Annotated in this window: 28 protein-coding genes and 1 pseudogene; 21 read left to right on the forward strand and 8 right to left on the reverse strand. The window is 70.1% G+C overall.

The features are described from left to right. Positions 1–63 precede the first annotated feature (63 nt). Both Prum_RS44810 and Prum_RS44815 read left to right on the forward strand, forming a co-directional pair. The gene (locus Prum_RS44810) at positions 64–1,665 is read left to right on the forward strand and encodes a beta-1,3-glucanase family protein (RefSeq protein WP_173085260.1); all 1,602 of its coding nucleotides are present in this window, start codon (positions 64–66) and stop codon (positions 1,663–1,665) included. Positions 1,666–1,726: 61 nt separating this feature from the next. Beyond that, positions 1,727–2,353, forward strand: a complete 627-nt coding sequence (locus Prum_RS44815) for a GlxA family transcriptional regulator (RefSeq protein ID WP_218577876.1) — start codon at positions 1,727–1,729, stop codon at positions 2,351–2,353. A gap of 5 nt (positions 2,354–2,358) precedes the next feature. Here the strand turns inward: Prum_RS44815 and Prum_RS44820 are convergent, their stop codons facing one another. Together Prum_RS44820 and Prum_RS44825 are read right to left on the reverse strand one after the other, a co-directional pair. Next, positions 2,359–3,528, reverse strand: a complete 1,170-nt coding sequence (locus Prum_RS44820; RefSeq protein WP_173085262.1) for an aromatic ring-hydroxylating oxygenase subunit alpha — start codon at positions 3,526–3,528, stop codon at positions 2,359–2,361. A 62-nt stretch (positions 3,529–3,590) separates the two neighbouring features. Further along, the gene (locus tag Prum_RS44825; protein WP_173085264.1) at positions 3,591–3,857 is read right to left on the reverse strand and encodes a helix-turn-helix domain-containing protein; all 267 of its coding nucleotides are present in this window, start codon (positions 3,855–3,857) and stop codon (positions 3,591–3,593) included. A 76-nt stretch (positions 3,858–3,933) separates the two neighbouring features. Here Prum_RS44825 and map point away from each other — a divergent pair, with 76 nt between their 5' ends. Continuing rightward, positions 3,934–4,785 (forward strand): type I methionyl aminopeptidase, encoded by an 852-nt coding sequence (gene map / locus Prum_RS44830; RefSeq protein ID WP_246278758.1) that lies wholly within the window; start codon positions 3,934–3,936, stop codon positions 4,783–4,785. On the opposite strand, the gene Prum_RS44835 is transcribed toward map, so the two are convergent. Further along, positions 4,771–5,673, reverse strand: a complete 903-nt coding sequence (locus Prum_RS44835) for an alpha/beta hydrolase (RefSeq protein WP_173085266.1) — start codon at positions 5,671–5,673, stop codon at positions 4,771–4,773. The two genes, map and Prum_RS44835, sit on opposite strands and share 15 nt — an antisense overlap. Positions 5,674–5,803: 130 nt before the next feature. Between Prum_RS44835 and Prum_RS44840 the strand changes: the two genes are divergently transcribed. Then, positions 5,804–6,133 (forward strand): winged helix-turn-helix transcriptional regulator, encoded by a 330-nt coding sequence (locus Prum_RS44840; protein ID WP_173085268.1) that lies wholly within the window; start codon positions 5,804–5,806, stop codon positions 6,131–6,133. Positions 6,134–6,150: 17 nt separating this feature from the next. Here the strand turns inward: Prum_RS44840 and Prum_RS44845 are convergent, their stop codons facing one another. After that, entirely contained in the window at positions 6,151–6,657 is a 507-nt protein-coding gene (locus Prum_RS44845; protein WP_173085270.1) for a DUF4395 domain-containing protein, read from the reverse strand. Positions 6,658–6,714: 57 nt separating this feature from the next. Beyond that, on the reverse strand, positions 6,715–7,284 hold the full coding sequence (locus tag Prum_RS44850; protein ID WP_173085272.1) for a TetR/AcrR family transcriptional regulator: 570 nt from the start codon (positions 7,282–7,284) through the stop codon (positions 6,715–6,717). An 87-nt stretch (positions 7,285–7,371) separates the two neighbouring features. Between Prum_RS44850 and Prum_RS44855 the strand changes: the two genes are divergently transcribed. Beyond that, the gene (locus Prum_RS44855) at positions 7,372–8,733 is read left to right on the forward strand and encodes an MFS transporter (protein ID WP_173085274.1); all 1,362 of its coding nucleotides are present in this window, start codon (positions 7,372–7,374) and stop codon (positions 8,731–8,733) included. Here the strand turns inward: Prum_RS44855 and Prum_RS44860 are convergent. Next, the gene (locus Prum_RS44860; RefSeq protein WP_173086486.1) at positions 8,728–9,072 is read right to left on the reverse strand and encodes an STAS domain-containing protein; all 345 of its coding nucleotides are present in this window, start codon (positions 9,070–9,072) and stop codon (positions 8,728–8,730) included. The genes Prum_RS44855 and Prum_RS44860 overlap by 6 nt on opposite strands. A 124-nt stretch (positions 9,073–9,196) precedes the next feature. Between Prum_RS44860 and Prum_RS44865 the strand changes: the two genes are divergently transcribed. From Prum_RS44865 to Prum_RS44875, 4 genes are read left to right on the forward strand one after another with little or no spacing between them, the layout of a single operon-like run. Then, on the forward strand, positions 9,197–9,754 hold the full coding sequence (locus Prum_RS44865) for a GNAT family N-acetyltransferase (protein WP_246278759.1): 558 nt from the start codon (positions 9,197–9,199) through the stop codon (positions 9,752–9,754). A 10-nt stretch (positions 9,755–9,764) separates the two neighbouring features. Beyond that, positions 9,765–10,262 (forward strand): hypothetical protein, encoded by a 498-nt coding sequence (locus Prum_RS50350; protein ID WP_218577877.1) that lies wholly within the window; start codon positions 9,765–9,767, stop codon positions 10,260–10,262. 12 nt (positions 10,263–10,274) lie between these two features. After that, positions 10,275–10,373, forward strand: coding sequence for a gas vesicle protein GvpO (gene gvpO, locus Prum_RS55585; RefSeq protein WP_218577980.1), 99 nt, complete (start codon positions 10,275–10,277; stop codon positions 10,371–10,373). Then, the gene (locus tag Prum_RS44875; protein WP_173085276.1) at positions 10,370–10,951 is read left to right on the forward strand and encodes a GvpL/GvpF family gas vesicle protein; all 582 of its coding nucleotides are present in this window, start codon (positions 10,370–10,372) and stop codon (positions 10,949–10,951) included. The genes gvpO and Prum_RS44875 overlap by 4 nt, the downstream gene beginning before the upstream one ends. Positions 10,952–11,068: 117 nt before the next feature. On the opposite strand, the gene Prum_RS44880 is transcribed toward Prum_RS44875, so the two are convergent. Beyond that, the gene (locus tag Prum_RS44880; protein WP_173085278.1) at positions 11,069–11,908 is read right to left on the reverse strand and encodes a helix-turn-helix transcriptional regulator; all 840 of its coding nucleotides are present in this window, start codon (positions 11,906–11,908) and stop codon (positions 11,069–11,071) included. A 149-nt stretch (positions 11,909–12,057) separates the two neighbouring features. On the opposite strand from Prum_RS44880, the gene Prum_RS44885 reads away from it, so the two are divergent. The 12 genes and pseudogenes from Prum_RS44885 to Prum_RS44935 all read left to right on the forward strand — a co-directional run bounded on the left by Prum_RS44885 (position 12,058) and on the right by Prum_RS44935 (position 23,808). Further along, complete coding sequence (locus Prum_RS44885; RefSeq protein ID WP_173085280.1) at positions 12,058–12,807, forward strand: SDR family oxidoreductase; 750 nt, start codon at positions 12,058–12,060, stop codon at positions 12,805–12,807. Between the two features lie 141 nt (positions 12,808–12,948). Further along, a complete protein-coding gene (locus Prum_RS44890) occupies positions 12,949–13,980 on the forward strand; it encodes an ABC transporter substrate-binding protein (protein WP_218577879.1) in 1,032 nt (343 codons plus the stop codon). Further along, entirely contained in the window at positions 13,973–14,767 is a 795-nt protein-coding gene (locus Prum_RS44895; RefSeq protein WP_173085282.1) for an ABC transporter permease, read from the forward strand. The genes Prum_RS44890 and Prum_RS44895 overlap by 8 nt, the downstream gene beginning before the upstream one ends. Beyond that, positions 14,760–15,227 (forward strand): annotated as a pseudogene (locus tag Prum_RS55590) (ABC transporter ATP-binding protein); the annotation flags it as partial. The gene Prum_RS44895 and the pseudogene Prum_RS55590, both read left to right, overlap by 8 nt. 298 nt (positions 15,228–15,525) lie before the next feature. Further along, on the forward strand, positions 15,526–16,434 hold the full coding sequence (locus tag Prum_RS44905) for an ABC transporter substrate-binding protein (RefSeq protein WP_173085284.1): 909 nt from the start codon (positions 15,526–15,528) through the stop codon (positions 16,432–16,434). Between the two features lie 53 nt (positions 16,435–16,487). Continuing rightward, positions 16,488–17,657 carry a TIGR03618 family F420-dependent PPOX class oxidoreductase gene (locus tag Prum_RS53120; RefSeq protein WP_503826950.1) on the forward strand — a complete coding sequence of 390 codons (1,170 nt, stop codon included), beginning with the start codon at positions 16,488–16,490 and terminating at the stop codon, positions 17,655–17,657. Between the two features lie 8 nt (positions 17,658–17,665). Continuing rightward, positions 17,666–18,277 (forward strand): nucleoside/nucleotide kinase family protein, encoded by a 612-nt coding sequence (locus Prum_RS44915; protein ID WP_246278760.1) that lies wholly within the window; start codon positions 17,666–17,668, stop codon positions 18,275–18,277. Beyond that, entirely contained in the window at positions 18,274–19,935 is a 1,662-nt protein-coding gene (locus Prum_RS44920) for an NtaA/DmoA family FMN-dependent monooxygenase (RefSeq protein WP_218577880.1), read from the forward strand. Before Prum_RS44915 ends, Prum_RS44920 begins: the two co-directional genes overlap by 4 nt. Then, complete coding sequence (locus Prum_RS44925; protein ID WP_246278761.1) at positions 19,887–21,242, forward strand: flavin monoamine oxidase family protein; 1,356 nt, start codon at positions 19,887–19,889, stop codon at positions 21,240–21,242. The genes Prum_RS44920 and Prum_RS44925 overlap by 49 nt, the downstream gene beginning before the upstream one ends. Further along, positions 21,239–21,499, forward strand: a complete 261-nt coding sequence (locus Prum_RS53125) for an FAD-dependent oxidoreductase (protein WP_246278762.1) — start codon at positions 21,239–21,241, stop codon at positions 21,497–21,499. The genes Prum_RS44925 and Prum_RS53125 overlap by 4 nt, the downstream gene beginning before the upstream one ends. 11 nt (positions 21,500–21,510) lie before the next feature. Next, positions 21,511–22,179 (forward strand): Rid family hydrolase, encoded by a 669-nt coding sequence (locus Prum_RS44930; RefSeq protein ID WP_173085286.1) that lies wholly within the window; start codon positions 21,511–21,513, stop codon positions 22,177–22,179. A 321-nt stretch (positions 22,180–22,500) separates the two neighbouring features. Then, positions 22,501–23,808, forward strand: a complete 1,308-nt coding sequence (locus Prum_RS44935) for an MFS transporter (RefSeq protein WP_246278763.1) — start codon at positions 22,501–22,503, stop codon at positions 23,806–23,808. Between the two features lie 52 nt (positions 23,809–23,860). On the opposite strand, the gene Prum_RS44940 is transcribed toward Prum_RS44935, so the two are convergent. Then, positions 23,861–24,721, reverse strand: a complete 861-nt coding sequence (locus Prum_RS44940) for an alpha/beta fold hydrolase (protein ID WP_246278764.1) — start codon at positions 24,719–24,721, stop codon at positions 23,861–23,863.

Genomic DNA, 24,721 nt, shown 5'->3' on the forward strand with positions numbered 1-24,721 from the left:
ACTGGAAAGACACTTTACCAATACGCGAGAGAGCGCTCTCTCCGCTGGCGAGGAGTCCCCACTATGGTCAGAAGACGAACACTGCTAGCCGGCACGGCGATCGCTGCGGGCGCTCCCGTACTGGCCCTGGCGGCCCGGGCCGACGCCGCGACGGTGCTGCCCCTGACGATCGTCAACCACACCTACCGGTACGCCAACAGCGCGATCTACGTCTATATTGTCGGGACCGACCTGGCCAGTGGGCAGCAAGTCTACGTCCGGGCCGACGGCACACGGGTGCCGGTCTCCCCCTCGCTCAACGGGCCGGACGGCTTCGCCGACCTGTCCATTCCGCTCGCCGCCGACGGCGACACCCACCTCACCCTGCCGTGGATGTCCGGACGCATCTACGTCTCCATCGGAGCGAAGGTGCGGTTCAAGGTGGTCACCGACGGCAACGGCCGGCCGGCATTGCAGCACCCGGCCGGCTGGGTCAGCAGCGACGCCAACTACAGCGTGCTGCACGACTTCATGGAGTTCACGTTCACCGACGCCGGAATGTTCTGCAACACCACGATGGTCGACATGTTCAGCATCCCCATGGCGCTGCGGCTCGACGGGCAAGCCAGCCAGACCATCGGCACCCTCGTCACGAACGGCCGCGACAACATCTTCGCCGCCATCGCCGCCAACGCCGACTTCCGATCCCTCATCCTCGGCAACAACCTGCGGGTGATCGCTCCGGGACACGGCATCAACGCCGGCCTGTTCCCCGCCGGATACCTCGACTCCTATGTCAACGAGGTGTGGAACAGGTACGCCTCGACCGACCTGCGGGTACGGATCGGCGGCACCACCCACACCGGCCGGGTGTCCGGCGGCCAACTCGCCTTCAACAACGGCATCCGGGCGTTCGCACGACCGACCACCCGGGACGTCTTCTTCTGCGACGGCGCCCTGAACGCCGGCGGCCCCTCAGGCCCGATCGCGGCGATCCTCGGCGCCGCGTTCAACCGCTCGACGCTGCGCGACCACGCCGACCAGCCCACCACCGACCCGGGCACCTTCTACCGCACACCGATCAGCAACCACTACGCACGCGTCCTGCACGAGAACACCGTGGACGGCAAAGCGTACGGGTTCGCCTTCGACGACGTCGTAAGCTTCGCGTCCTATGTGGAGGACCACACGCCGACGTCAATGACACTGCGGCTCACGCCATTCGGCCCGCAGGCCCCGGGCCCGGGACCCAGCCCGACGCCGCCGGGAGGTGCGGTGAACGCGTACGCCACCATCCAGGCCGAGAGCTTCAACGCACAGTCCGGCACCCAGACCGAAGCGTGCCAGGACAGCGGCGGCGGCAGCGATGTCGGATACATCGCGAACGGCGACTGGCTGCGGTACAACCAGGTCGACTTCGGTTCCGCGCCGGCCACCCAGTTCCAGGCCCGGGTCGCCTCGGGCGCGGCAGCCGGGGTCAGCGGCCTGGTCCAGGTGCGCCTCGACAACCCGACCACCGCGCCGGTCGGTTCGTTCGCGATCGCCAACACCGGCGGCTGGCAGAGCTGGCGCACCGTACCGGCCAGCATCGCCGGGGTCACCGGCGTACACACCGTCTACGTCACCTTCGCCAGCGGTCAACCCGCCGACTTCGTCAACCTCAACTGGTTAACCTTCTCGCGCTAGTCCATTATCGTTTGCCGGGTTTGCCGGGTTGCCCGCTGCCGCAATCGTCGTAGCCGACGTCGTGACTCCTCGCACGGCCTACGCGGCCTCGGCCCGTCGTTGGCGCAGCAGTTCGGCAGCGATCGGGGAGGGGAAGGTCGAGGTCGTCCTCAACCGGATGTACGTCGACGACGGCGACATCCTCAGCTCCGCCGGCGTGACCGCGGGGCTCGACCTCTGCCTGCACCTGATCCGCCGCGACCACGGCCCCGCCGCGGCCAACACCCGCGCACGCGCCCTCGTCGCCCCGCCGCGGCGCACCGGCGGGCAGGCACAGTACATCGAACGGCTCCGCCCCCAGGCCACCGGAGACCACCTCGCCCCGCTGCGGAAATGGATGCTCGACAACCCCGCCGACGAACTCACCATCGACGTTCTCGCCACCTACGCTCACGTGTCCCGCCGGACTCTCATCCGCCGATTCCGCCAGGAGACCGGCACCTCACCGATGGCCTGGCTCGCCGACGCCCGCATCGACCGCGCCCGCGAACTGCTGGAGACGACCACCATGCCCGTAGAACACATCGGTCGCCTCACCGGACTCGGCGCACCTTCCTCCGTGCGAGCCGCCTTCCACCGGCACATCGGCACCTCACCCCAGGAATATCGGGCACTGTTCCGGCACAGCACCACGACCGCAAACCCCTGACAGCGTCAACGTTCGCGATCCATCCACGGCGGTATGCCGCGGTACGCCCGGCCGATCATCGTCACCCACTGGTGGACGGCGTCCTCGTTGGGCGCGAACGGACCCGGACGAAAGTGCGGCGAGTTCAGGCCGCGCTGCACCGACTCGCACGCCGCCCAGTCCTGCCGGTTGGTGCGATCCCAAAACTCCACCGCGTACGTCGCGTCGTGCACCGGCTCTGGCATGTACCAGGAACACTCCACCCACGTCACGCCCGGTGCCAACGGCTGGAGCTGGTGCGCCATGACGTAGTCCGGGTGCAGCGACAGCAACAGGTTCGGCGACAACCCGACGTAGCCCACGCTGCGTCGGTCCACACCGGACAGAAACTGTCCGGCCGACCGCCCGGACAACGACATCGTCTCGACGCCGTCGCGCAGCGCCATCGTGCCACCCACCCAGGCACCGGGCAGGTCGTAGTTGTCGCCGCTGGTCGGCGGCGACACCTGGCACAACTCCGGATGGATGAGCGGGCAGTGGTAGCACTCGTGATAGTTCTCCACGATGACCTTCCAATTGGCCGCCACCTCGTACGTGTGCCGGGCGGCGAGCCGCAGCCGTTCCGGGGCGTACGGCTCGACCAGCTGGGCCAATCCGCCGACGTAGTCGGCCAGCGGGGCGGCGTCCCCGGTCGCGTTGACGAGCAGCCAGCCGTGCCAGTCACACGCTGGCAACGTGACCAGGCCGTGCGCCGCCGAATCGAAGCTGGCCACATCGCGGAAGCCGGGCGCGGCACGCAAGGCCCCGTCAAGTTGGTACGTCCACGCGTGGTACGGGCACACGACGCTCTGCCGGTCGGTCGTGGCGCCCTCGGGCAGCAACTCGTGACCGCGATGCCGGCAGGTATTCGCGAACGCGGCCACCGAGCCATCCCCGGACCGGGTCAGCAACACGGACACGTCCCCGACCAGGCGAGCCCGCTGCGCCGCCCCGTCCGCAAAGATGTCCTCGACACGTCCGAGGCAGGCCCAGCCACCGGCGAACAGGTGGCGCCGCTCCCAGGCCAGAACCTCGGCACCGGTGTACGCCTCGGCCGGCAACATGGTGGCCTCCCCGAGCGGCCGCAGCGCCCGGTCCAAACCCGCCGCCGGCACCGGAGCCGGCGGCCACGACGGCGACGCCAACGCGCCGGCCATCCTCGTCGACACCATTCCCCAATGTCTCACAGCTCGCCCGCGCGTCCGCCTTAAGGGATCCGTTAGGACGCCTGGCGGATGGGCATGTCGGCCAGCCAGACGTCGGCCAGGTCGCTGAGGGGGACGTCGAGGGCCTGGCTGAGGCAGACCACAGTGCCGAACGCCGGTGCGGGAAGGCGGCCCGCCTCGATCTTGCGCAGCGTCTCGGGGGAGATGCCGGCGGCCAGCGCCACCTCGACGAGGCTGCGGCCGACCCGCGCGGCCCGCAGGGCGGCTCCGAGGCGCTGGCCCGCGGCGATCTGTTCGGCGGTCAGTGGGTGGCGAACCATGCCAGCAGGATATCCCTGCGGAGCATCCCCCAACCGACGTGGTATAAAAATACCGCAGACGGAGAGGGAGGCTGTCGTGATCGAGCTCAAGTCCGCCGAGGAGATCGGCCGGATGGCGGTGACCGGCCAGTTCGTCGGCGAGCTACTCGCCGAGCTGAGCGGTGTCGCCGCGGTCGGCGTCAACCTGATGGACGTCGAACACCACGCCCGCCGCCGGATCAAGGAACGCGGCGCCGAATCCTGCTACTGGGACTACGCCCCTTCGTTCGGCCGCGGCCCGTTCCGCAACGTGCTGTGCCTGTCGGTCAACGACGCGGTGCTGCACGGCCTGCCACACGACTATGTTCTGCGGGACGGTGACCTGCTCAGCATCGACATGGCCGCCGGCATCGACGGCTGGGTCGCCGACTCCGCGCTGTCCTTCATCGTCGGCTCCCCCGACCCGGCCGACCTGAAGCTGATCGAGGCCACCGAGGTCGCCCTGGAGGCCGGCATCACCGCCGCCCAGCCCGGCGGCCGCCTCGGCGACATCTCCGCCGCGATCGGCGAGGTCGCCCACTCCTACGGCTACCGCGTCAACGCCGAGTTCGGCGGCCACGGCATCGGCCGCACCATGCACGAGGCCCCACACGTCTCCAACAACGGCCGCGCCCACCGCGGCATGAAACTCGACCCCGGCCTCACCATCGCCATCGAGCCCTGGTTCTGCCGCACCACCGACAAGATCAAGTACGACAGCGACGGCTGGACGATCCGCTCCGCCGACGGCTCCCGCACCGCCCACTCCGAACACACGGTCGCCGTCACCGCTTCCGGTCCCCAGGTCCTGACTCGCCGCCCGCCCTTTCGAGCGGGCTCACCCCCTTCCAGCGAGAAGCGTGCCTCGATCGTGTCCATCAACTCGCCGAACAGCTCAGACCATCGCTGACTCCCAGCCGCCGGCGCCGCCGAGGTGACCGTGCAGGAAGGTCGCGGCCGCATCGGCGGCCTGCCCAACGTACGGCTCTACGTCGTAGAGATCGATGTGCCGCTTGGCGTCGAGCCAGCGAATCTCCTTCGGTCCTACCGCGTCGGCGTAGAGCGCCTCGGCGAGTTCCGGCGCGCAGTAGGCGTCGGTCCGGCCGTGCACGACCAGCAGCGGGGTGCCGGCGAGCAACGGCGCCGCGCCGAGCGCGTCGAAAGTCATGAGGGCATGCAGGGAGCCGTAGGTGACCCGGTTCTCCCAGTGTGCCGCTGCCGAGCGCTGCGTGCCGTAGTAGGCGAACGGCTCGTCGCCGCCCATCGCGGCGATCGCGCCGTCGGGGGCGACCGCCGGCACTTCGTCGTCGTAGCGCTCAAGGAAGGAGCCAAGCGCCTGGCGGTAGCCGTCGGGGTCGCCTGCGCTGAAGCGGACGGGACTGTTGTAGGCGCCCGCGATGCCGACGACCGCGCGGATTCTCGGGTCGGTAGCGGCCGCGCGGACCGCGTAGCCGCCGCCGAGACAGATCCCGACAGCCGCTACCCGGGCGGCGTCCACGGCCGGGTGCGCGGCGAGCAGGCTCACGGCCGCGCGAAGGTCGGCGAGCTTGCCCTGGCTGTCCTCGTGCGCACGGCGCCCACCGCTCTCGCCGAAGCCGCGGTGGTCGATGGCGAGTGTGGTCAGACCGCGCTCGTGCAACCGGGCGGCATAGGTGCCGACGACCTGTTCCTTGACACCGGTGAACGGCCCGGTCAGCACGACGGCGGGCGCTCCGTCGGCGGCCACGGCGAGGTTGCCGACCAGTGTGACGCCGTCGGCGGTGAACGTGACGCGGTACTCGGACGTGCGGTCGGACATGTCGGCGGTGTTCCTCTCAGCGTCTATCGTTGGCTCGACGCTAGGTCGCCCGGCGTTCGTCGCACAGAAGGCACTTTGCGGTGCCCTTCGACGAGCCCGGGCGGCGCTGTCCGATCCGCGGGGGGTGCGCATGTCGCTGGTGGTTCCGGACGTACTCGAGGAGGGTTGCACGACACGGCAGGCGCTCGAACGACTCGCCTCGAAGTGGCGGGTCCTGCTCATCTACGCGCTACTGGCCGGTCCCCAACGCCACGCCGAGCTGCGTCGCCGGATCCAAGGGATCACTCAGAAGGTCCTGACCGAGACACTGCGCGACATGGAGCGTGACGGGTTGGTGCAGCGACGCGTGCTCAAGCAGACTCCGCCGCAGCACGTCGAGTACGCGTTGACCGCGCTCGGCAAGACGCTGCAGGAACCACTCGCCGCGATCTGCGCCTGGGCAACGGACCACACAGAGTAGACCCCCGCCGGGGCGCGCTATGTGCTCGCGGTGCCCGCTTGTGCGCGGCTCCAGATGTCGTTGCAGTCGGCACAGACCGTCTCGGGTATCCAGCCGATCCGCATCAGCCCAGCGAAGATCTTGCAGCCCACGCAGAACGCGAACACCGACTCCAGGGTGGCCGCCGCGATGACCAGGCCGAGGACCGCGTACGCGGCGCCCTCCTGCCCGAACCCGAGAGCCAGCACGGCCGCCGTCACGGTCAGCACCGCCCCGATGCCCTGGGCGAACCGCTTGGGCGGCCCAGCCACGAGCTTGGGCCGTGCCGGCAGCCGCGGCGTGATCACGCGGGTGACCAGTTGACCCAGCGGGCTCAGCGTCGGGCCGGTCAGCACCCGGGCGACGAAGCCGTACGCGATGACCGCCGTCAGCCAGGGCTGGTCGAGCACGATCGCGGCCGCGGACAGGATGACGACTCCTCCGGCGACGAGGCGCGCTGACACCTCGTTCACCGGGTTCGGGAAGCTGAACAGCGTTCCGGCCACGGCCGTCCCTCCTCCTCAATTGCCCCTACTACCCATTAAACCCATCGGCTCAATAGACTACCAGGCGGGGGAGGTAGCGGTACGGCGTAGCCCATCGAGCATGAAGGTCAGCAGCCGCTCGGCCTGCTCGTCCGAGACGGTCTCCCGTACCCAGGCTGCCGCTGCTATCAGCGCGAAGAGGTCGGACGCGCTGGCGTCCGGCCGGATGGCCCCGGCCTCGCGCGCCCCCGCGACGAGCCGCTCCCCCGCGGCGGTCATCGCCTGGCACGCGCCGTAGAGCGGGGACGACTCGTCGTCGAAGGAGCTCATCAGCGAAGTGGCCAGCCCGCGAAACGCGGCGGTGTGGGCGGTGACGCTGCGGGCCCAGGCCGCCAGCGCTTCGTCGGCGGGCAGCTCGCCGAGCAGCTCGTCGGCCTTGGCCACCACCACGTCGTTGCGCTCCCGCAGCAGCGACTCGAGCAGCGCCTGCCGGGTCGGGAAGTGCGCGTAGAGCGTGCCGATCGCGACGCCCGCCCGGCGCGCGATGTCTTCCAGGGAGGCGTCGGTGCCGTACGTACGGAACGCCGATTCGGCCTCGGTCAGCAGCCGCTCGTAGTTGCGCCGCGCGTCCGCCCGCATCTTCCGCATGTCACATCCCCTCTTGCTAAGTCGAGGTAGCCTCACTATCTTTTCCTGAGGCAACCTCAGCTTATCGCATCGAAGGGGTACCACCCGATGTCGCTCACCACCGCACCTCCCCACCAGAGCCAACGGCGCTCCGTCGCCGCATTGGCGATCATCGCGGCCTGCCAGCTGATGGTGGTGCTGGACGGGACCGTCGTCTACGTGGCGCTTCCCAAGATCCAGGCCGACCTGGGCTTCTCCACCGCGAACCTGTCCTGGGTGGTCAACGCGTACACGCTGGCGTTCGGCGGGCTGCTCCTGCTGGGCGGCCGCGCCGGCGACATCCTCGGCCACCGGCGGATCTTCGTCGCCGGCATCGCCCTCTTCGGCCTGGCCTCGCTGGCGGGCGGGCTGGCCACCGCGGAGTGGCTGCTGCTCGCGGCCCGCACGGCCCAGGGCGTCGGCGCCGCGCTGGCCGCCCCGACCGCACTGGCCCTGATCCCCGCCAACTTCGACGAAGGGCCGGCCCGCACCCGCGCGATCGGCGTCTACACGGCCGTCGCGGCGGCCGGCGGCGCGGTCGGGCTCATCCTCGGCGGCGTGCTCAGCGACTGGGCGTCCTGGCGGTGGGTGCTGTTCATCAACGTGCCGATCGCGCTCGCCGTCCTGCTCGCCGCCCCGGCGGCGATCAGGGAAACCCCGCGGCGCCCCGGCCACTTCGACCTCGCCGGCGCGCTGGCCTCCACCGGTGGCATGACCGCCCTGGTGTACGGCTTGATTCGCACCTCCGCGCCCGCGCTCGCCGCCGCCGGCGTACTCCTGATCGTTTTCCTCTTGCGCGAGGCCCGCGCCCGGCAGCCGATCCTGCCGCTGCGCCTGCTCGCCGACCGCACCCGAGCCGCCGGGTACGCCACGATGCTGGCGTTTCCGGCGGCGATGTTCGGGATGTTCTTCTTCCTGACGCAGTTCCTGCAGCAGACGCACGAGTACAGCGCACTGCGGACCGGCTTCGCATTCCTGCCGCTGACGCTCCTGGTGCTGGTCTCCTCGGCGCTGGCCGCCAAACTGATACCCCGCTTCGGCGCCAGCCCGCTCGCGGCGACCGGCGCGGCCGTGGTCACCGCCGGCATGCTCTGGGTCGCCCAGATCTCCCCGGACACCGACTACGCGACCGGCGTACTCGGTCCCGTGGTCCTCTTCGGCCTCGGGGCCGGCCTGCTCTTCGCGCCGCTGACCGGCGCGATCCTGTCCGGGGTCGAGCCGGCCGACTCCGGCGCCGCGGCCAGCCTCCTCAATGCGATGCAGCAGGTGGGCGGCGCCCTGGGCCTGGCCGTTCTGGTGACCGTGGCCGACACCGCCAGCACGCCCATCGACGGCATGTCCCGCGCGTTCTGGGTAGCGGCGGCCTTCACCGCGACGGCCGCGATTCTCGCGCTCATCGCCCGCCGAAGGCAGCCTCGTAACCCGCTATGACCGTTTCGGGCCAGGGTCCGGTGGAACCACCAAGTGCGTGGAGTCCGCCTGGCACGCGGCCTCCACACTGTCGTACACGGACAGCCGGTGGAGCACCCCGACCACGCCCAGCAGCCGCAGCAGGAAAGGTGTCGGGGCCGCCAACCGCAGATATCCGCCCGCCCCGGCGCAAGCAGCGCCGGCAACGGTGAACGTGGACAGCCCGACGGAGTCGCAAAAGCTCAACCCGGCCAGGTCGACCACGATACGGGTGGCATCACGGGCGAGCAGACCGTCGACGGCCGACCGCAACTGCGCCGCCGTATCAAGGTCCAACTCACCACGCAGACTCACGACCATGACCTGGTCTGCGACAGCCTCGAGCGCAACGTCCAACAGCAGGCGTTCTGGCCGCCAATTCACCCGCTGAGTCTATGCGCGAATCGAGGATCAGGCGGCGGTGGTTGCGGCCTACGATTCGGCGGTGGGTTCCTCGCTGACTGTTCGCCCGGCTCGGGTGGAGGACGTCGCGCAGATGGCACACGTGATTGTGCGGTGCTGGCAGGAGACGTATCGGGGAATCATGTCGGACGCGGTGCTCGACGACCCGGGCTTGCCCGCTGCTCGGGAGCGGTTTTGGACTGCCGCGTTGACCGACGAGCGCTATCGCGAGAACCGCGTGGCTGTCGCTGAGCGGGATGGCGAGCTGGTCGGGATCGCCATGTCAGGCCCGCCCTTGGACGCCGCGGCGACGTGGGCGAGGCAGCTGTATGTGCTCTATGTATACGCGGCCGATCACGGCACGGGTGCCGGGCCGGCGCTGCTGGAGGCGGTCGTCGATCCGCAGGAGTCGGCGGCGCTGTGGGTGGCCGACCCGAACCCTCGCGCGCAGGCGTTCTACCGCAAGCATGGCTTCGTCGCCGACGGGACGGCCCAGGTCGAGGGCGGGGTACGGGAGATCCGCATGGTCCGCGGCACACCGGGCAGCATGAAACCAGGCTTTCAACGTCCCACGAATTGTGGACGCCGCGACGCGGGCTGATGATGACGTCATGGCTACCACGACCGCTGCTCCTCCCCGGTTCCGGACCGTGTCGGCCGCCGGCACCATCGTGGCGCTGCTGTTGGTGCTCGCGTTCGGCAACTCCGTCTACCGCAACTGGGTGGATGACCACACCAGCGCCACCGATGCCGGCGGCTTCTTCCTGCGCCAGCTGGCCTGGCCCGGCTGGTCCTTCGACACCGACCAGTCACTACGCGACCTGATCGCCGCCGATCTCAAGGCGATCCTGGTGGTGGTGCTCACCGCCGTGTTCCTCGGCCTGCTGGCCGTCGCACCGGGATGGGGACTGCGGGGCATCCTCAGCGCGGTGGTCACCGGCTGGGCGGGCTTCATGTTCGCCGCCGCCATCGCCGGCCTGCTGGCCGCGTTTGTCGCCACGAACGCGACCGTCGTTTCCGCCTTCTCCCAGGCGGGCGGCGGCGCCGTCTACGGCCTCTTCGTCGGGTGGATTGTCGGCCTGGTGAGCCTCGCCTTCCGTAGTCGCTGACCGTCCTCGAGCATCCTCGCCACGTACGAGGTGGACGCCGACGGCGGCGGTAACGTCACGTCCTACCGGCGGGTTCGGCGCTATCTGCGATCCGAGGCGGGAGAGCTGTGACGCAACCGATCCGTACCGGCGACTCACTGGCCGACATCCTCGAACGGGTGCTGGACAAGGGCGTCGTGATAGGTCCGGCTACTCATCGCGTCCGTCGACACCGCGCGGGAGATGGGCATCGACTGGTGGAGCCGCGACCAGTTCCTGACCGGGGGCACCACCACCGCCCTCGCGCGGGAGAACCGCCGCTGCGGTTCGGTGCGCTGTGCGCGAGCCGCGACGACGTACTGCTGGTGCTGGACTCCCTGCGCCCGCGCCTGCGCGCGGGCCTCGCGCGGGTCGCTGGAGCGGGCGAATGGACGGTCCGGCTCGTCGGCGCCGAGCCCCGTACCGAGGCCGAGGCCGCCGCAACGGCAGCCACATCGGGTACGGCGTGGATGCTGAGCCGCCGCGCGGGCGTACGCGCCCGGGAGCGGTGGTCGAAGGCGGCGACGGCGGTGTGCGGGGCGCTCGCCCAGCACGCCCGGGAGACGTGCGTGGCCAAGGCCGGCATGCGCTACCTGGTCGGGCGCACGCTTGAGGATGAGCGTCCGCGCCGACGGGTCGCCGCCGCTGCCGACGGTCCTGATGGTGGTTGATCATGCGACGCACGTCACCATAGCGACATTCGCTCATTCTGTGGGACAGGTTTCCCGATGATCGGGACAGCCGGCGGCAATTGTCGGCCGGTGGCGGAAGTGATCGGCACTCTCGGGTCAGGGAGTGAGTTGCTGGTGTCCTATGACGGAGAGTAGTTGGAGCTTGGTGTGGCTCTCCGTGCCGGGACGCGTGGTCAGCACGATGAGGGTCTGGGCGCGGTTCTCGGCGTACAGGACCTCGCAGTCGACGTCGATACGGCCGAGTTCGGGATGGACGAGGGTCTTGCGGTCCTCGTAGCGCTGGGCGACCTCCTGCAGTTCCCAGAGGGAGACGAATTCGGGGCTGCGTTCGTGGAGTTCGGCGACGATCCGGGCGGCTCTGTGGGTGTCGCTGCCGGTCGTGAGCGCCGCTCGTAGGCGGGCCGCCTGGGCGCGGCTGTGGCGCGGGTGGTCTTCTTCGGGGTAGCACAGGCGTTCGGCCGGGTCGGTGAACCAGCGGTGGTAGGCGCTGCGCGCCAGGCCGTCGTGGCGGGTCTGGTCGCCCATCAGCACGGTGGCGAGGGGGTTCTGCGCCAGGGTGTCAGCCAGGTCGGACAACACCAGAGCCGGGCAGTCGTTGAGCCGGTCGAGGACTCGCATCAGGGTGGGGCTGACGTGCTCGGCGTGGTGGAAACGGGCGGGGGCGTTGTGGCCGATGAGGGCGAAGAGGTGGTCCCGTTCGTCAAGCGTCAGACGCAGCGCCCGGGCGAGGGCGGCGGCGATTTGTACGGAGGGCTGCGGGCCGCGCTGCTGTTCGAGCCGGGTGTAGTAGTCGGTGGACATGCCGGCGAGCCCGGCGATCTCTTCGCGGCGTAGCCCTTCGGTACGCCGTCGCGGGCCCTGCAGCAGCCCGACGTCGCCGGGTTGCAGCGTCTCGCGCCGCCGGCGTAGGAATTCCGCCAGCTCTTTCCTGTGCATGATCTCCATGGTGCCCTCCCGCCGGCGCTTCTAGCCAGGGATCACCGCTCCATGGATAAGCCGTCCTCTCCCGCCCCCGCCGAGGCGTCCGCATAGTCGGGGCTGCCGGGCCCACACCGGCCCGCTGCGGCAAAGGAGAGAACACCCCTATGAAGACCACCGGCAACACGATCCTGATCACGGGCGGCACCTCGGGCATCGGGCACGGTCTGGCCGTGCGGTTCCACGAGGCCGGCAACAAGGTGATCATCGCCGGTCGGCGTAAGGAACTGCTCGATCAGATCGCCACCGAGCACCCAGGCATCGAGTCGATCGTGCTGGACGTCGCGGACCCGGCGTCGATCACCCGCGCCGCCGACACCCTGGCGGCTACGCACCCCCGGCTTAACGTCCTGGTCAACAACGCCGGCATCATGCTGCCGGAGAACCTGCTCGACCCGGCCTCGCTGCCGGTCGCCGAGGACCACGTCACGACGAACCTGCTCGGCACGATCCGGATGACGTACGCCTTCCTGCCGCACCTGGTGACCAGGGACGACGCGGTTGTCATGAACATCACCTCGGCGCTGGCGTTCGTGCCGCTGCCGATCACCCCGACCTACAACGCGACCAAGGCCGCCCTGCGCTCGTTCTCCGAGAGCCTGCGCGTCCAACTCGCCGGCACACCCGTCCAGGTCATCGAGGTGGCCCCACCGGGCGTGCGGACCACCCTGATGGGCCAGCAGGACGCCGAGAACGCCATGCCACTCGATGAGTTCCTGACCGAGACCCTGACGCTGCTGAGCACCCAGCCCGACGCCAAGGAAATCGTCGTCGAACGCGCCAAGTTCGTCCGCTACGCCGAGGCCAACGGCACCTACGACCAGGTCCTGGCCATGCTCAGCGGCGTCGGCGCCTGAAATCCGCAACCCGGCCTGGCCGTGCCCTTAGGGCCGGTGGCCGGCTTCGCGGGCGCATGCCCGACAAAACATATCGGGTTAGTAGGTAAGCTTGATCACAATGACGGGATCGACGCGGCCCTGACCGATACGTTTCAGTGCGTGAACAGGAAGAACGGCAGCCCGCTCCGGCTGCGCCACATAGCCGCCATCACGTCCGCCGTGCTCGTCCTGGCCGCGTGCGGCGACGGCGGCGGCACAGACGACGCCAGCGACGCCCCGTCGTCGACGCAGAAGGTCAAGGTCGCGCTCGACTGGACGCCGAACACCAACCACACCGGGCTCTACGTGGCCCAGGCCAAGGGCTTCTTCGCCCAGCACGGCCTGGACGTGGAGATCGTCCAGCCGGGCGACGCGGACGCCGCGTCGCTGCTCGCCGCCGGCAAGGTGCAGTTCGCGATCAGCGCCCAGGAGTCGCTGACCCAGGCCCGCGCGCAGAACGTCCCGCTCGTCTCGGTGGCCGCGATCGTCCAGCACAACACCTCCGGCTTCGCCTCACCGAAGGCCAAGGACATCACCCGGCCGGCGCAGTACGCCGGCAAGACCTACGGCGGGTACGGCGGGCCGGTCGAGGAGGCGCTGCTGCGTACCCTCGTCGCGGCCGACGGCGGCGACGCCAGCGCGGTGAAGGTGGTGAACGTCGGCAACGCCGACTTCTTCACCGCCACCAAGAAGGACATCGACTTCGAGTGGATCTTCTACGGCTGGACCGGCGTCGAGGCCGAGTTGCGCGGCGAGCCCGTCAACATCCAGTACGTCAAGGACTACGACAAGGCGCTGGATTTCTACACGCCGATCCTCATCACCAGCGAGAACCAGATCTCCAGCAGCCCCGACGTCGTCAAGTCGTTCGTCGCGGCGACCTCCGAGGGGTACACGTACGCGGCCGACCACTCGGCCGAGTCCGCCGACGTCCTGCTGAAGGCGGCCCCGGACCTGGACAAGGACCTGGTCACCAAGAGCCAGGAGTGGCTCGGGCCGAAGTACAAGGACGACGCGCCCCGCTGGGGCGAGCAGTCCGCACAGGTCTGGACCGACTTCACCGCTTGGCTGTACGAGCACAAGGTGATCACCACCCAGGTCGACGCGACCAAGGCGTACACCAACGATTTCCTGCCAACGGCGAATGGCTGACGGCTCTCTCGCGGGCCGGCGGGGACGGCGGGTGCGGCGCTGGGCCGCGCCCGCCGCGGCCATCGTGCTGCTGGTGGCGGCCTGGCAGGTGTTCACGGCGGTGTCCGGGACCGAGCAGTGGCTGCTGCCCAGCCCGACCGACGCGCTCGCGGCCGGCCGCGAGGACCACGCCTCGCTGGCCACCCACACGCTGGCCACCGCCAAGCTGGCGCTGATCGGCTTCGCCGCCGGCGTGGTCACCGGGTTGGCCATCGCGGTTGTGCTGCACCTGGTGCCGCTGCTGCGCGCCGCGCTCTACCCGCTGCTGGTGGTCAGCCAGAACATCCCGACGATCGCGCTCGCGCCGCTGCTCGTGGTGTGGCTCGGCTTCGGCCTCCTGCCCAAGGTGGTGGTCATCGTGCTGGTGTGCTTCTTCCCGCTCACCGTGGCCACATTGGACGGCCTGCGCCGCACCGACCCGGCCATCGAGGACTACCTGCTGATGAGCGGCGCCAACCGCCGGCAGCTGTTCCTCAAGCTGGAGCTGCCGCACGCCCTGCCACCGATGTTCTCCGGCCTGAAGATCGCCGCCACGTACAGCGTCGTGGGCGCCATCATCGCGGAGTGGATGGGCGCCGACGAAGGACTCGGCAAGTACATGATCGTGGCGAAGTCGGCGTTCCGGGCCGACAAGATCTTCGTAGCGATCGCCATCGTGGTGGTGCTGAGCCTGGCCGTGCTGGGCGCCGTGCTGCTGCTCGAACGCCTGCTGATCCGCGGCCGTACACCGAGGGACGCCGATGTCTGAACCGGCTCTGGAGGTATCGGGCCTGCACAAGTCGTTCGGCGCCCTCGACGTGCTGGACGGGGTCTCGTTGCGCGTCGACGACGGCGAGTTCGTGTCCATTGTGGGCCCGTCCGGCAGTGGCAAGAGCACGCTGTTCCACATCGTCGGCGGCCTGATCGCGCCCGACCGCGGTTCGGTGCGGGTCAACGGCCGCCAGGCGAACGGCCGGCGCGGGCTCATCGGGTACATGCCGCAGCAACCGGCGCTGCTGCCGTGGCGCACCGTCGAGGACAACGTCGTGCTCGCGCGGGAACTCGCCGGCACGCCCCGCCGCAAATCCCGTGCGCTGGCCCGGCAGTGGCTGGGCAACGTCGGGCTCGGCGACTTCGCGCGGGCGTACCCGGACGCGCTGTCCGGCGGGATGCGGCAGCGCGTGGCGTTCCTGCGGGCCCTGCTCAGCGACCGCGACCTGCTCTGCCTGGACGAGCCGTTCAGCGCGCTGGACGCGATGTTGCGCGCCGAGATGCACCGCTGGCTGCTGGACATGTGGGAGGAGCACCGCCGCTCCGTGCTGTTCGTGACCCACAACATCGAGGAGGCGCTGCTGCTCTCCTCCACCGTGTACGTCTTCACCCGCCGCCCAGCCCGCGTGCTGGAACGCGTCGAGGTGCCCTTCCCCGCCCGCGCCGCGACGAGGTCGTCGACGACCCCGAGTTCGTCCGGCTCCGGCGCCGCCTCACCAACCTGCTCAAGACAGCAACGCTCAAGGACCGTGCGACATGACCCACCTGCGCCTGATGCTCGAGTACTACCACCCGTGGCCCAACGCGGCCGGCTTCCACCTCGCCAGCAGCGAGGGCTGGTACCGCGACGCCGGCCTCGACGTCGAGATCACCGTCTTCGACCCGCTGCGCGGGGACACGCTGGAACACCTGGTACGCGCCGAGGCCGACCTCGGCGTCTTTCCCACCAACCGCCTGCTGGTACGCCGGCTGGCGGGCCAGCCGCTGGCGGCGGTGGCCGCGGTCAACCACCGCGGCATGGAGACGATCCAGACGGTGGTCGGCCGGGGCATCGAACGTCCCAGGGACCTGGCCGGGCGGCGGATCGCGCTCAACCCGACCCCGCGCGGGGTGGCGATGGTGCGCCACCTCGTCGCGGCCGACGGCGGCGACCCCGACGCCGTGGTGCTGGTCGACAGTGGACACCGCGAGCTGAGCGTGGACGACATCGCCGCGGGCGAGGTGGACGCGACCTTCGGCGGGTACTGGGCGTGGGATGCGCTCATGGGCGACCTGCCGGCCGAGCAGCGTCTCATGTGGCCGGTCGACGAGATCGGCGCACCGCCGTACCACAGCTACCTGCTCGGGATCGGGCCCAGCCTGCTGGACCGGCCCGAGGTGGTACGGACCTTCCTGGAGGTGACCGCCCGCGGCTACCACGCGGTCGTCCAGCGTCCCGAGCACGCGCTCGCCGTCCTGGACCGCGTCATCCCGTACTTCCCGCGCCGCCTGCTGGCCCGGTCGCTGGAGCTGATCGCGTCCACCTGGCTGCACCAGGGCCGGTGGGGTGCGATCCGCGACGACCTGATGCAGCCGTACGCGGACTGGCTGGCCCGGTACGGCGTGCTGGCCAGCGGAGACCGGTGGCGGGACGCGGTCGCCACCGACCTGGCAGGCAGCTGGTGAGCGTGCGCCCGCTCATCGACGCCGACGGGCTCGCGGCTCAGCCCGGCGCGGTGGTGCTGGACGCCACGGTCGCGCTGCCGGCCCCCGCGCACGACGGCGACCACCGGGCCGCCAGCGGCCGGGATGCCTGGGAGCGGGCGCACATCCCCGGCTCGGTGCACGCGGACCTGCTCCACGAACTGAGCGATCAGTCAGCGCCGTACCACTTCGCGCGGCCGGACCCGGACACGCTCGCGCGCCAGCTGGGCGCGCTGGGCGTGACCGACGGCGCCACGGTGGTCGTCTACGACACCGGCGGTGGCATCTGGGCCGCCCGGCTGTGGTGGCTGCTGCGCTGGATAGGTGTGGACGCGGCGGTCCTGGACGGCGGCCTGGCGGCCTGGGCGGCGGCCGGCCACCCGGTCGCGTCCGGCCCGGCCACGCCCGAGCCCGGCACGCTGACCCCACGCGTCCGCGGTGGACTGTGGGTGGACCGGCCGGACCTGGAAGGCTGGATGGCCGGTGACGCGGCCGCGACCGTCGTCTGCGCCCTCTCCCCCGAGGTGTTCCGCGGCGACGTGCCGACCCGGTACGCCCGCCGCGGCCACATCCCAGGCAGCATCAACCTGCCCGCTCGTGCCCTGGCCGAGCTCCTCCTGTCGCCGGCTGAACTCCGATCGGCGTTGGACCCACTGGTGGAGAGCCCGGACCCGGTGTGGGTGTACTGCGGCGGCGGCATCTCCGCGGCCAGCCTCGCGCTCGCGCTCGCCCTCGCCGGCCGCGACGACGTCGCCGTGTACGACGGGTCGTTGGAGGAGTGGGCGGCCGACCCGGAGCTGCCACTCTCGTCCGACAAGCTCTCTCCGGCGGTGCGGGCGCTCCTGGACGCCCCCGAGTTCGCCGTGCTGTCCACACTGGATCCGGACGGCAGCCCGCACGCGACCGTCATGTGGGTCGGGCGCGACGGCGACGCGCTCGTCCTGGCCTCCAAGAACGGGCGCCGGCAGGTGCGCAACCTGCGCCGCGACCCGCGCGCCACCGTCCTGGTCTACGAGCGCGCCAAGCCCACCCGGTACGTCGAGGTCCGCGGCACCGCGACGCTCCACGAGGACGGCGCGAGGGACGTCGTGGACCGGCTCGCCCGCGCCTACATCGGGGCCGACCACGCCGCCGGCCCGGCCGACCAGGAGCGCGACCGGGTGGTCATCCGGATCGCGCCCGAGCGCGTCTACCACCGGGGTTGAGCGCAGAGGTGAGGCAACGGCCGGAGCCACGACGGCGGACGAGCGCCGAGCCTCGGAGCGAACATCAGGCTCTGAGCGACGTTGCCGACCTGCTCAGCGCCCGGCCACCGCGCGCCGGCCGGGTGAAGGTGCTGGCCGTCGAGGGCCGCTCCGGCGCGGGCAAGTCCACCCTGGCCACCGCGCTCGCGGCCGAACTGGACGCGCCGGTGATCCGGATGGACGACCTGTACGCCGGCTGGGACGGCCTGCTCGCCGGCGTCGACGCGCTGGTGGACTGGGTGCTGGCCCCGCTGGGTCGCGGCGAGCCGGCACGCTGGCGGCGGTACGACTGGCACCTGGGCCGGTACGCCGAATGGCACCCGGTGCCCGCCACGGACGTGCTCGTCGTGGAGGGGGTCGGCGCCGGCGCCCGCCCGGTCGCCCCGTACCTGAGCACCCTGGTGTGGCTGGACGCCCCCGACGACGTGCGCCGGGAGCGCGCCCTGGCCCGCGACGGCGACACCTACGCGCCGCACTGGGACCGCTGGGCGCGGCACGAGAACGACTTCTACGCGCAGGACGATGTCCGCTCCCGGGCCGACGTCCTCATCTCCGTCCCGACCCCTGGAGGGCCCGCATGACCGCCAAGCGCATCCGGCTGCACGGGCTGCGGCAGTCCACTGTGGGCCACACCGCCATCGGGCTGTGGCGCCACCCGGACAGCCAGGCGCACCGGTACCGGGAGCTGGACTACTGGCTGGAGACCGCGCGGATCCTCGAACGCGGCCGGTTCGACGCGCTGTTCATCGCCGACGCGCTCGGCCCCTTGGAGGTCTACCAGGGGCGGGTCGACGCGGCTCTGCGCGACGGCATCCAGACCCCCACCGACGACCCGCTGCTGGCCATCTCGGCGATGGCCGCGGTGACCGAGCACCTCGGCTTCGCCGCGACGGTCTCGTCCACGTACGAGCGGCCGTACGCGTTCGCCCGCAAGATGGCCACTTTGGACCACCTGACCGGCGGCCGGATCGGCTGGAACATCGTGACCTCCGCGCTGGACAGCGCCGCCCGCAACCTCGGCCTGGACCGGCAGTTGCCGCACGACGAGCGGTACGCCGTCGCCGAGGAGTTCATGGAGGTGGTCTACAAGCTGTGGGAGGGCAGCTGGGAGGACGGCGCGGTGGTGCGGGACGCCGACGCGGGCGTCTTCGTCGACCCCGCCAAGGTGCACCCGGTGGCCCACGACGGCACCCACTACCGGGTGCCGGGCATCGCCCTGTTCGAGCCGTCGGTCCAGCGCACCCCGGTGCTGTACCAGGCCGGCACGTCGCCGGTCGGCCGGGCCTTCGCGGCCCGCCACGCCGAGGGCGTCTTCCTCAGCACGTACCGGGCGGACATGGCCCGCAAGCTCGTCGACGACGTACGCGAACGGGCCCGCCAAGCCGGGCGGGACCCCGAGTCGCTGAAGTTCTTCGCGATCGCCACGGTCATCGTGGCCGACACCGACGCCGAGGCCCAAGCCAAGCTGGCCGACTACCAGCGATACGCCAGCGTCGAGGGCGGCCTGGCCCGGTGGAGCGCGCTCATGCACATCGACCTGTCCACACTCGACCCCGACCGGCCGCTGGAGTACGTCGACACCGACGGCATCCGCGGCATGGTGGAACTGTTCACCACGCTGGATCCGACCCGGCGCTGGACGCCGCGCGCGATCGCCGAGTTCGTGGGGGTCGGTGGCGGCGGGCCGGTCATCGTCGGCTCCCCCGCACGGTCGCCGACGAGCTCGAACGCTGGGTCGAGGAGTCCGATGTGGACGGCTTCAACATCGCCGACCCGGTGCCGCCGGTCACCTTCCGCGACTTCGCCGACCTCGCCGTACCCGAATTGCAGGCCCGGGGCCGGGTCTGGACCGACTACCCCGGACGGACCCTGCGGGAGAGCTTCTACGGCCCGGGCCGGACGCGGGTCCGGGCCGACCACCCGGCGGCCGCGTACCGTCCACAGCGGGATGGTGATTCATGACCGCGCGACCGTTGCGGAAGCTGGGCTTCATGACGATTGGCCTGTCTTGTCCAGTTGGACGCGGCCTGTCCTGGGCAGGTCCGGCCGACCCGCGCGGAGAGTGTCCGGTCTCGAGCCTGACCGGGGTCGTTACCATCCACTAACGTCACTGAAACACCGCGTTGAAAGCGTTTCCTTGCTGATCTTGATCTCCCCGTTCCGGGGATGTTCGATCGAGAGGAGACACAGGTGGCTACACCAGCAACCCGCCGGCAGTTCCTGCAAGCTGTCGGGGTAACCGGCGGCGCGGGCACCCTCTACAGCACAATGGGTGCGCTCGGCCTCGCGCCCGCGGCACAGGCGGCACCACCGTTCCATGCGCCACGCGAATCCGACTTCACGCTGACCGGGCGGGCGCGTAAATCCGTCCTCATCCTGGGTGGCGGCATCGCCGGGCTCGCGACAGCGTACGAGCTCGGCAAGGCTGGCTACCGCGTGCGGATCCTGGAGGCCCGCCAGCGCCCCGGCGGTCGCAACTGGACGGTGCGCGGCGGCACCACCGAGACCGACCTGGACGGCCACACCCAGCGCGCCGCGTTCGCGCCCGGTCAGTACCTCAACGCCGGACCGGCACGAATCGCGCAGCACATGGTCACCCTCGACTACTGCCGCGAGCTGGGCGTGCCGATCGAGATCTTCGGCAACCAGAACGCGGACGGCTACTACTACAACGAAAACGTCGGCGCGCTGTCCGGTACGGCCATCCGGCACCGCACCGCGAAGGCGGACGTGTACGGCTACGTCTCGGAGCTGCTGGCGAAGGCGACCGACCAGGGCGCGCTCGACGGCTACCTGACCGCCGACGACAAGGAGCGGCTGCTGGCGTTCCTACGCAACTTCGGCGCGATCGGCCCTCGGGTCACCGAGAATCCGGCCGCGAGCTGGAGGTACACCGGCAGCAACCGGCGCGGATACCTGGTCGACCCGGGCGCCGGCCTGGAGGCGGGCACGCCGAACCTGCCGCCGTACGCCCTCTCCGACGTCATCGCCAGCGGCGTCGGGCAGTACCTCTCCTTCGAGTTCGGCTGGGACCAGGCGATGCTGATGTTCCAGCCGGTCGGCGGCATGGACCGCATCCCGTACGCGCTGGAACGCGCCGTCGGCCGCGGCTCCATCACGTACGGCGCCCAGGTCAGCTCCATCACCAACACGACGGCCGGGGTGGAGGTGGTCTACACCGGACCGGACGGCTCCTCGAAGGTCGCCACCGCGGACTTCTGCGTGTGCACCATCCCGCCCCAGGTACTCGTCAACATCCCGTCCAACCTCACCCAGGCGGTCAAAGACGCCCTCGCGTACGCGGTCCCGGTGAGCACCGGGAAGATCGGGCTCCAGTACGGCCGGCGGTGGTGGGAGCGGGAGGAGAACATCTACGCCGGCATCACGAACACCAACATGGACCTGTCGACGATCTGGTACCCGTCGTACGGCTACCACGGCGCCAAGGGCGTACTCGTCGGCTACTACAACTTCGGCGCCAACGCGGACCTGTACGCCGCGCTCACCCCGCCGAGCGGCAGGCGCGGGCCATCGCGCAGGGCGTGAAGATCCACGGGGAGAGGTACCGGACCGAGCTGGAGAACGCGTTCTCGGTCGCCTGGCGGCGCACCCGCTACAGCGAGGGCGGCTGGGTCTCCTGGCCGTCGCGAACGAGCGGCCAGTACGCACGGCTTCTGGAGCCGGACCGCAACGTGTACTTCGCCGGCGACCACCTCAGCTACTACATCGCCTGGCAGGCAGGCGCTTTCGAGTCGGCCCGGAAGGTCGTCACCGACCTGCACGCCCGCGTCATGGCCAGTTAGGAGACGACACCATGTCCGCACGCCTCACCCGCCGCCGCATCGCGAGGGCGCTCGCCGTCGCACTGCCGGGCGCCGCCGTTTCGGCGGCCGCCGCAGCGCCGGCCAGCGCCACTGGCGGTACGCACCGCCTGCACCCGACCGCGGTCAAACCGAACCTACCCGCCGGGCAGAGCAACCCGCTCATCGCCAGCGGTGTGAGCGTCGGCGGGCTCGTCGCGCTCTACCGCAGCAGCGGCACCGGACCCGCCGCGCGCAACACCGGTGCGCCCGCCGGCAGCCCGGAGCTCTACATCGACCCGGCCCAGTTCCCCGGAGCCGCGCTGCCCGCTGGAGTGACGCTGACCGAGGCGCAGGCGATGAACGCCCTGGCCCGCATCGGCGAGAACCTCGCGTCGGTCGGCCTCGGGTACGACGACGTCATCTCGATGCGCGTCTTCCTCGACAACCCACCCGCGGCCGCGAGCGCCGACTACACCGGCTGGAACCGCGCGTACCGGCAGTACTTCGCCAACATCGACCTGGTCAACGGCGCTGTCGTTCCGGTGCCGCTGGGCAGCGCCCCACCCGCGCCGCCGCTCGTGGCCAACCGGGCACGGCCGTCGCGCACCACCATCGAGGTCGCCAGCCTCCCGGTCGCCGGATGGCTCGTCGAGGTCGAGGTGGAGGCGGTCATCCGCTGATCCTTCAGGGCACCAGGGCGGACTCATCCAGGAAAATGGCAGACGGCGACGCAGCCCGCACCGCCGCTCACTGCCAATCCGCCATAGACGGTTCCACGCGTCCCGCCCGTGCTGCGCGGCGCGGCGCCCGGGACTGGCTCCGGCCGGTCGCCGTCCTACACACGTCGCGAACCTGATCTACCGCGGACAAAAGACCTCAGTACACTGCTTGCCCCGCGGGTCGGCTGGATGGCAGGACCTGCGGCACTACAGACAGGACCTCAGGAAGGCACGCGTTTCGTGGGCCGCACACGGCAGGCAGAGCGGAGCTCGTTGAGGCGAGTGGCGATCGCCGGACTTGTTGGTACGACGATTGAGTACTACGACTTCTTCATCTATGGCACGGCCGCCGCGCTGGTCTTCTCCGACGTCTTCTTTCCGGCTCTCGGGGACGTTGCCGGCTCCGTGGCATCTTTCGCCACGTCCGCCGTCGCCTTTGTCGCCCGGCCGCTGGGAGCGATTGTCTTCGGGCACTACGGCGACCGGTGGGGACGCAAACGCACCCTGGTCACAACGCTGCTGATGATGGGCTTATCGACCATTGCGATCGGATTGCTTCCGCCGGCGGAAGCTATCGGTGTCGCCGCTCCGGTCGCCCTCGTAGTTCTGCGCCTTGTGCAGGGTCTGGCCCTCGGCGGTGAGTGGCCGGGCGCCAACCTACTGACAGCAGAGTACGCACCGCAAGGCCGTCGTGGCTTCTACGCCGTCTTCCCGCAGGTGGGCGGCGCGATCGGCTTCGCCCTATCGAGCGCGACGTTCCTGGCGACCGACGTCATCGTCGGAAACAGCGACGATGCCTTCCTCTCCTACGGCTGGCGCATCCCGTTCCTTGCCAGCGCGGTCCTCGTGCTGGTCGGTCTGTGGGCACGGGGCTCAATTGACGAGACTCCGGTCTTCCGCGCCGCGAGTACGAAGGCGCTTTCGACGCCTCGCCGATCGCCGTTTGCCGGTGTTGTTCGCGAACAGTGGCGCGAGGTGCTGCTCTGTGGTGGCGTCACCGGCGTCGTATTTGCGCTTTTCTACATAGGCGCCACCTACTTGACGACCTACGGCACAGCGACCTTGGGCATCGAACGGCAGATCGTTCTCTCGCTCGGGATCGTTGCCGCCGCCGTGGTGGCGCTCTTCGTCTTCCTGGGTGGCAGGCTCTCCGACCGCTACGGCCGGCGCAACATCATCATCGTGACGGGTGTACTCGCGGTCGTCTGGTCGATAGGCGTTTTCCCTTTGCTCAGCACCGGCAGTCCGCTCGCGTTCGGGCTCGGGCTCGCTGGCGCCTTCGCCCTCAACGGCCTGGCATTCGGGCCGGTCGGTGCCTTTCTTCCGGAGCTTTTCGCGACGCGATACCGATACACCGGAGCGGGAGTGAGTTTCAACCTCGGTGGCATCATCGGCGGTGCCGTGCCACCACTGCTCGCCCCTGTTCTGGCGGACTCTTTCGGCGCTATGGCCGTCGGCGCCATGATCGCATTGTTGGCGGTAACCAGCGTTGTCTGTACCTGGGCGCTTACCGAGACGTCAAATCGTAGTAGCCTCCACGACCAGCATCTCCCTCGTGTACGGAGAGCAAGCGAACAGCCCGTGCCGTGAAACCTGTCGCGCCGGTTCACCGGGTGTCTCGCCAGCGAGGTCCCGAGTGGCTCTACTCGCAACTCCCGGCCTCGGCCTCCCCGCCGATGCTTGCCCGGCGGGAAGACAGAGGTTCATCGGGCGTGGCGCAGGGCCCAGTCGAGGGCGATGTCAGCGATCTCCTCCCAGCCCTTCTGCGCCGGGAGCAGATGGGCATAGCCGTCGTACTCGACGTGTTCGGTGATGGTGTTCGACTTGTAGTGCTTGAGGTTGGAGCGTTGCACGGCAGGGGCATGATGTGGTCCTCGCTGCCGGAGATGAACAGCAGCGGTGCCCGGTTGTCGTTGCGGTAGTCGACCCAGGTGTCTTGGTGGCCGGGTTGGAAGTTGGCCAGGACGCTGCCCCACAGGATGCCGCCGTTGGCCGGGATGTGGTACCGCTCGTACAGCGCCTTGGCTTCCTCGTCGCTGAACGTGTTGGTGAAGGCGTACTTCCACTCGTCCAGCGTCAGGCCGATGGCCTTGTGCCGGTTCGCCGGTGATCGCAGCACCGGTAGCGTCGATTTCACCTGGGAGAACGGGACCACGTGGACGCCCTCGGTCGGGGCGGAGTTGAGCGCCACGGCGGAAGCGCCGTAGCCGTGGTCGAGCAGGATCTGGGTGAAGGCGCCGCCGGCGGAGTGGCCGATGATGATCGGCGGTTTCGGCAGCGGCCGGATGATCGCTTCGAGGTGTTCGATGATGGCCGGGACGGTGAGTGCGGTGATGATGTCGGGGTTGGCGTTGAGGGCCTCGACCTCGACCTCGAAGCCGGGGTAGCCGGGGGCGAGGACCCGGAAGCCCTTCTGCTCGTAGTGGGTGATCCAGTGTTCCCAGCTGCGGGGGGTGACCCAGAAGCCGTGGACCAGGACGATGGTGTCAGGGGTGCTGGTCAT

The sequence above is a fragment of the Phytohabitans rumicis genome, assembly GCF_011764445.1.
GTDB lineage: Bacteria > Actinomycetota > Actinomycetes > Mycobacteriales > Micromonosporaceae > Phytohabitans > Phytohabitans rumicis.

Coding starts and splice junctions, on each gene's coding strand:
- Prum_RS44810 (WP_173085260.1), top strand. CDS start 64: ATGGTCAGAAGACGAACACTGCTAGCCGGCACGGCGATCGCTGCGGGC.
- Prum_RS44820 (WP_173085262.1), bottom strand. CDS start 3,528: ATGGCCGGCGCGTTGGCGTCGCCGTCGTGGCCGCCGGCTCCGGTGCCG.
- Prum_RS44825 (WP_173085264.1), bottom strand. CDS start 3,857: ATGGTTCGCCACCCACTGACCGCCGAACAGATCGCCGCGGGCCAGCGC.
- Prum_RS44835 (WP_173085266.1), bottom strand. CDS start 5,673: ATGTCCGACCGCACGTCCGAGTACCGCGTCACGTTCACCGCCGACGGC.
- Prum_RS44840 (WP_173085268.1), top strand. CDS start 5,804: ATGTCGCTGGTGGTTCCGGACGTACTCGAGGAGGGTTGCACGACACGG.
- Prum_RS44850 (WP_173085272.1), bottom strand. CDS start 7,284: ATGCGGAAGATGCGGGCGGACGCGCGGCGCAACTACGAGCGGCTGCTG.
- Prum_RS44855 (WP_173085274.1), top strand. CDS start 7,372: ATGTCGCTCACCACCGCACCTCCCCACCAGAGCCAACGGCGCTCCGTC.
- Prum_RS44860 (WP_173086486.1), bottom strand. CDS start 9,072: ATGGTCGTGAGTCTGCGTGGTGAGTTGGACCTTGATACGGCGGCGCAG.
- Prum_RS50350 (WP_218577877.1), top strand. CDS start 9,765: ATGGCTACCACGACCGCTGCTCCTCCCCGGTTCCGGACCGTGTCGGCC.
- Prum_RS44880 (WP_173085278.1), bottom strand. CDS start 11,908: ATGCACAGGAAAGAGCTGGCGGAATTCCTACGCCGGCGGCGCGAGACG.
- Prum_RS44885 (WP_173085280.1), top strand. CDS start 12,058: ATGAAGACCACCGGCAACACGATCCTGATCACGGGCGGCACCTCGGGC.
- Prum_RS44895 (WP_173085282.1), top strand. CDS start 13,973: ATGGCTGACGGCTCTCTCGCGGGCCGGCGGGGACGGCGGGTGCGGCGC.
- Prum_RS44905 (WP_173085284.1), top strand. CDS start 15,526: ATGACCCACCTGCGCCTGATGCTCGAGTACTACCACCCGTGGCCCAAC.
- Prum_RS44920 (WP_218577880.1), top strand. CDS start 18,274: ATGACCGCCAAGCGCATCCGGCTGCACGGGCTGCGGCAGTCCACTGTG.
- Prum_RS44930 (WP_173085286.1), top strand. CDS start 21,511: ATGTCCGCACGCCTCACCCGCCGCCGCATCGCGAGGGCGCTCGCCGTC.
- Prum_RS44940 (WP_246278764.1), bottom strand. CDS start 24,721: ATGACCAGCACCCCTGACACCATCGTCCTGGTCCACGGCTTCTGGGTC.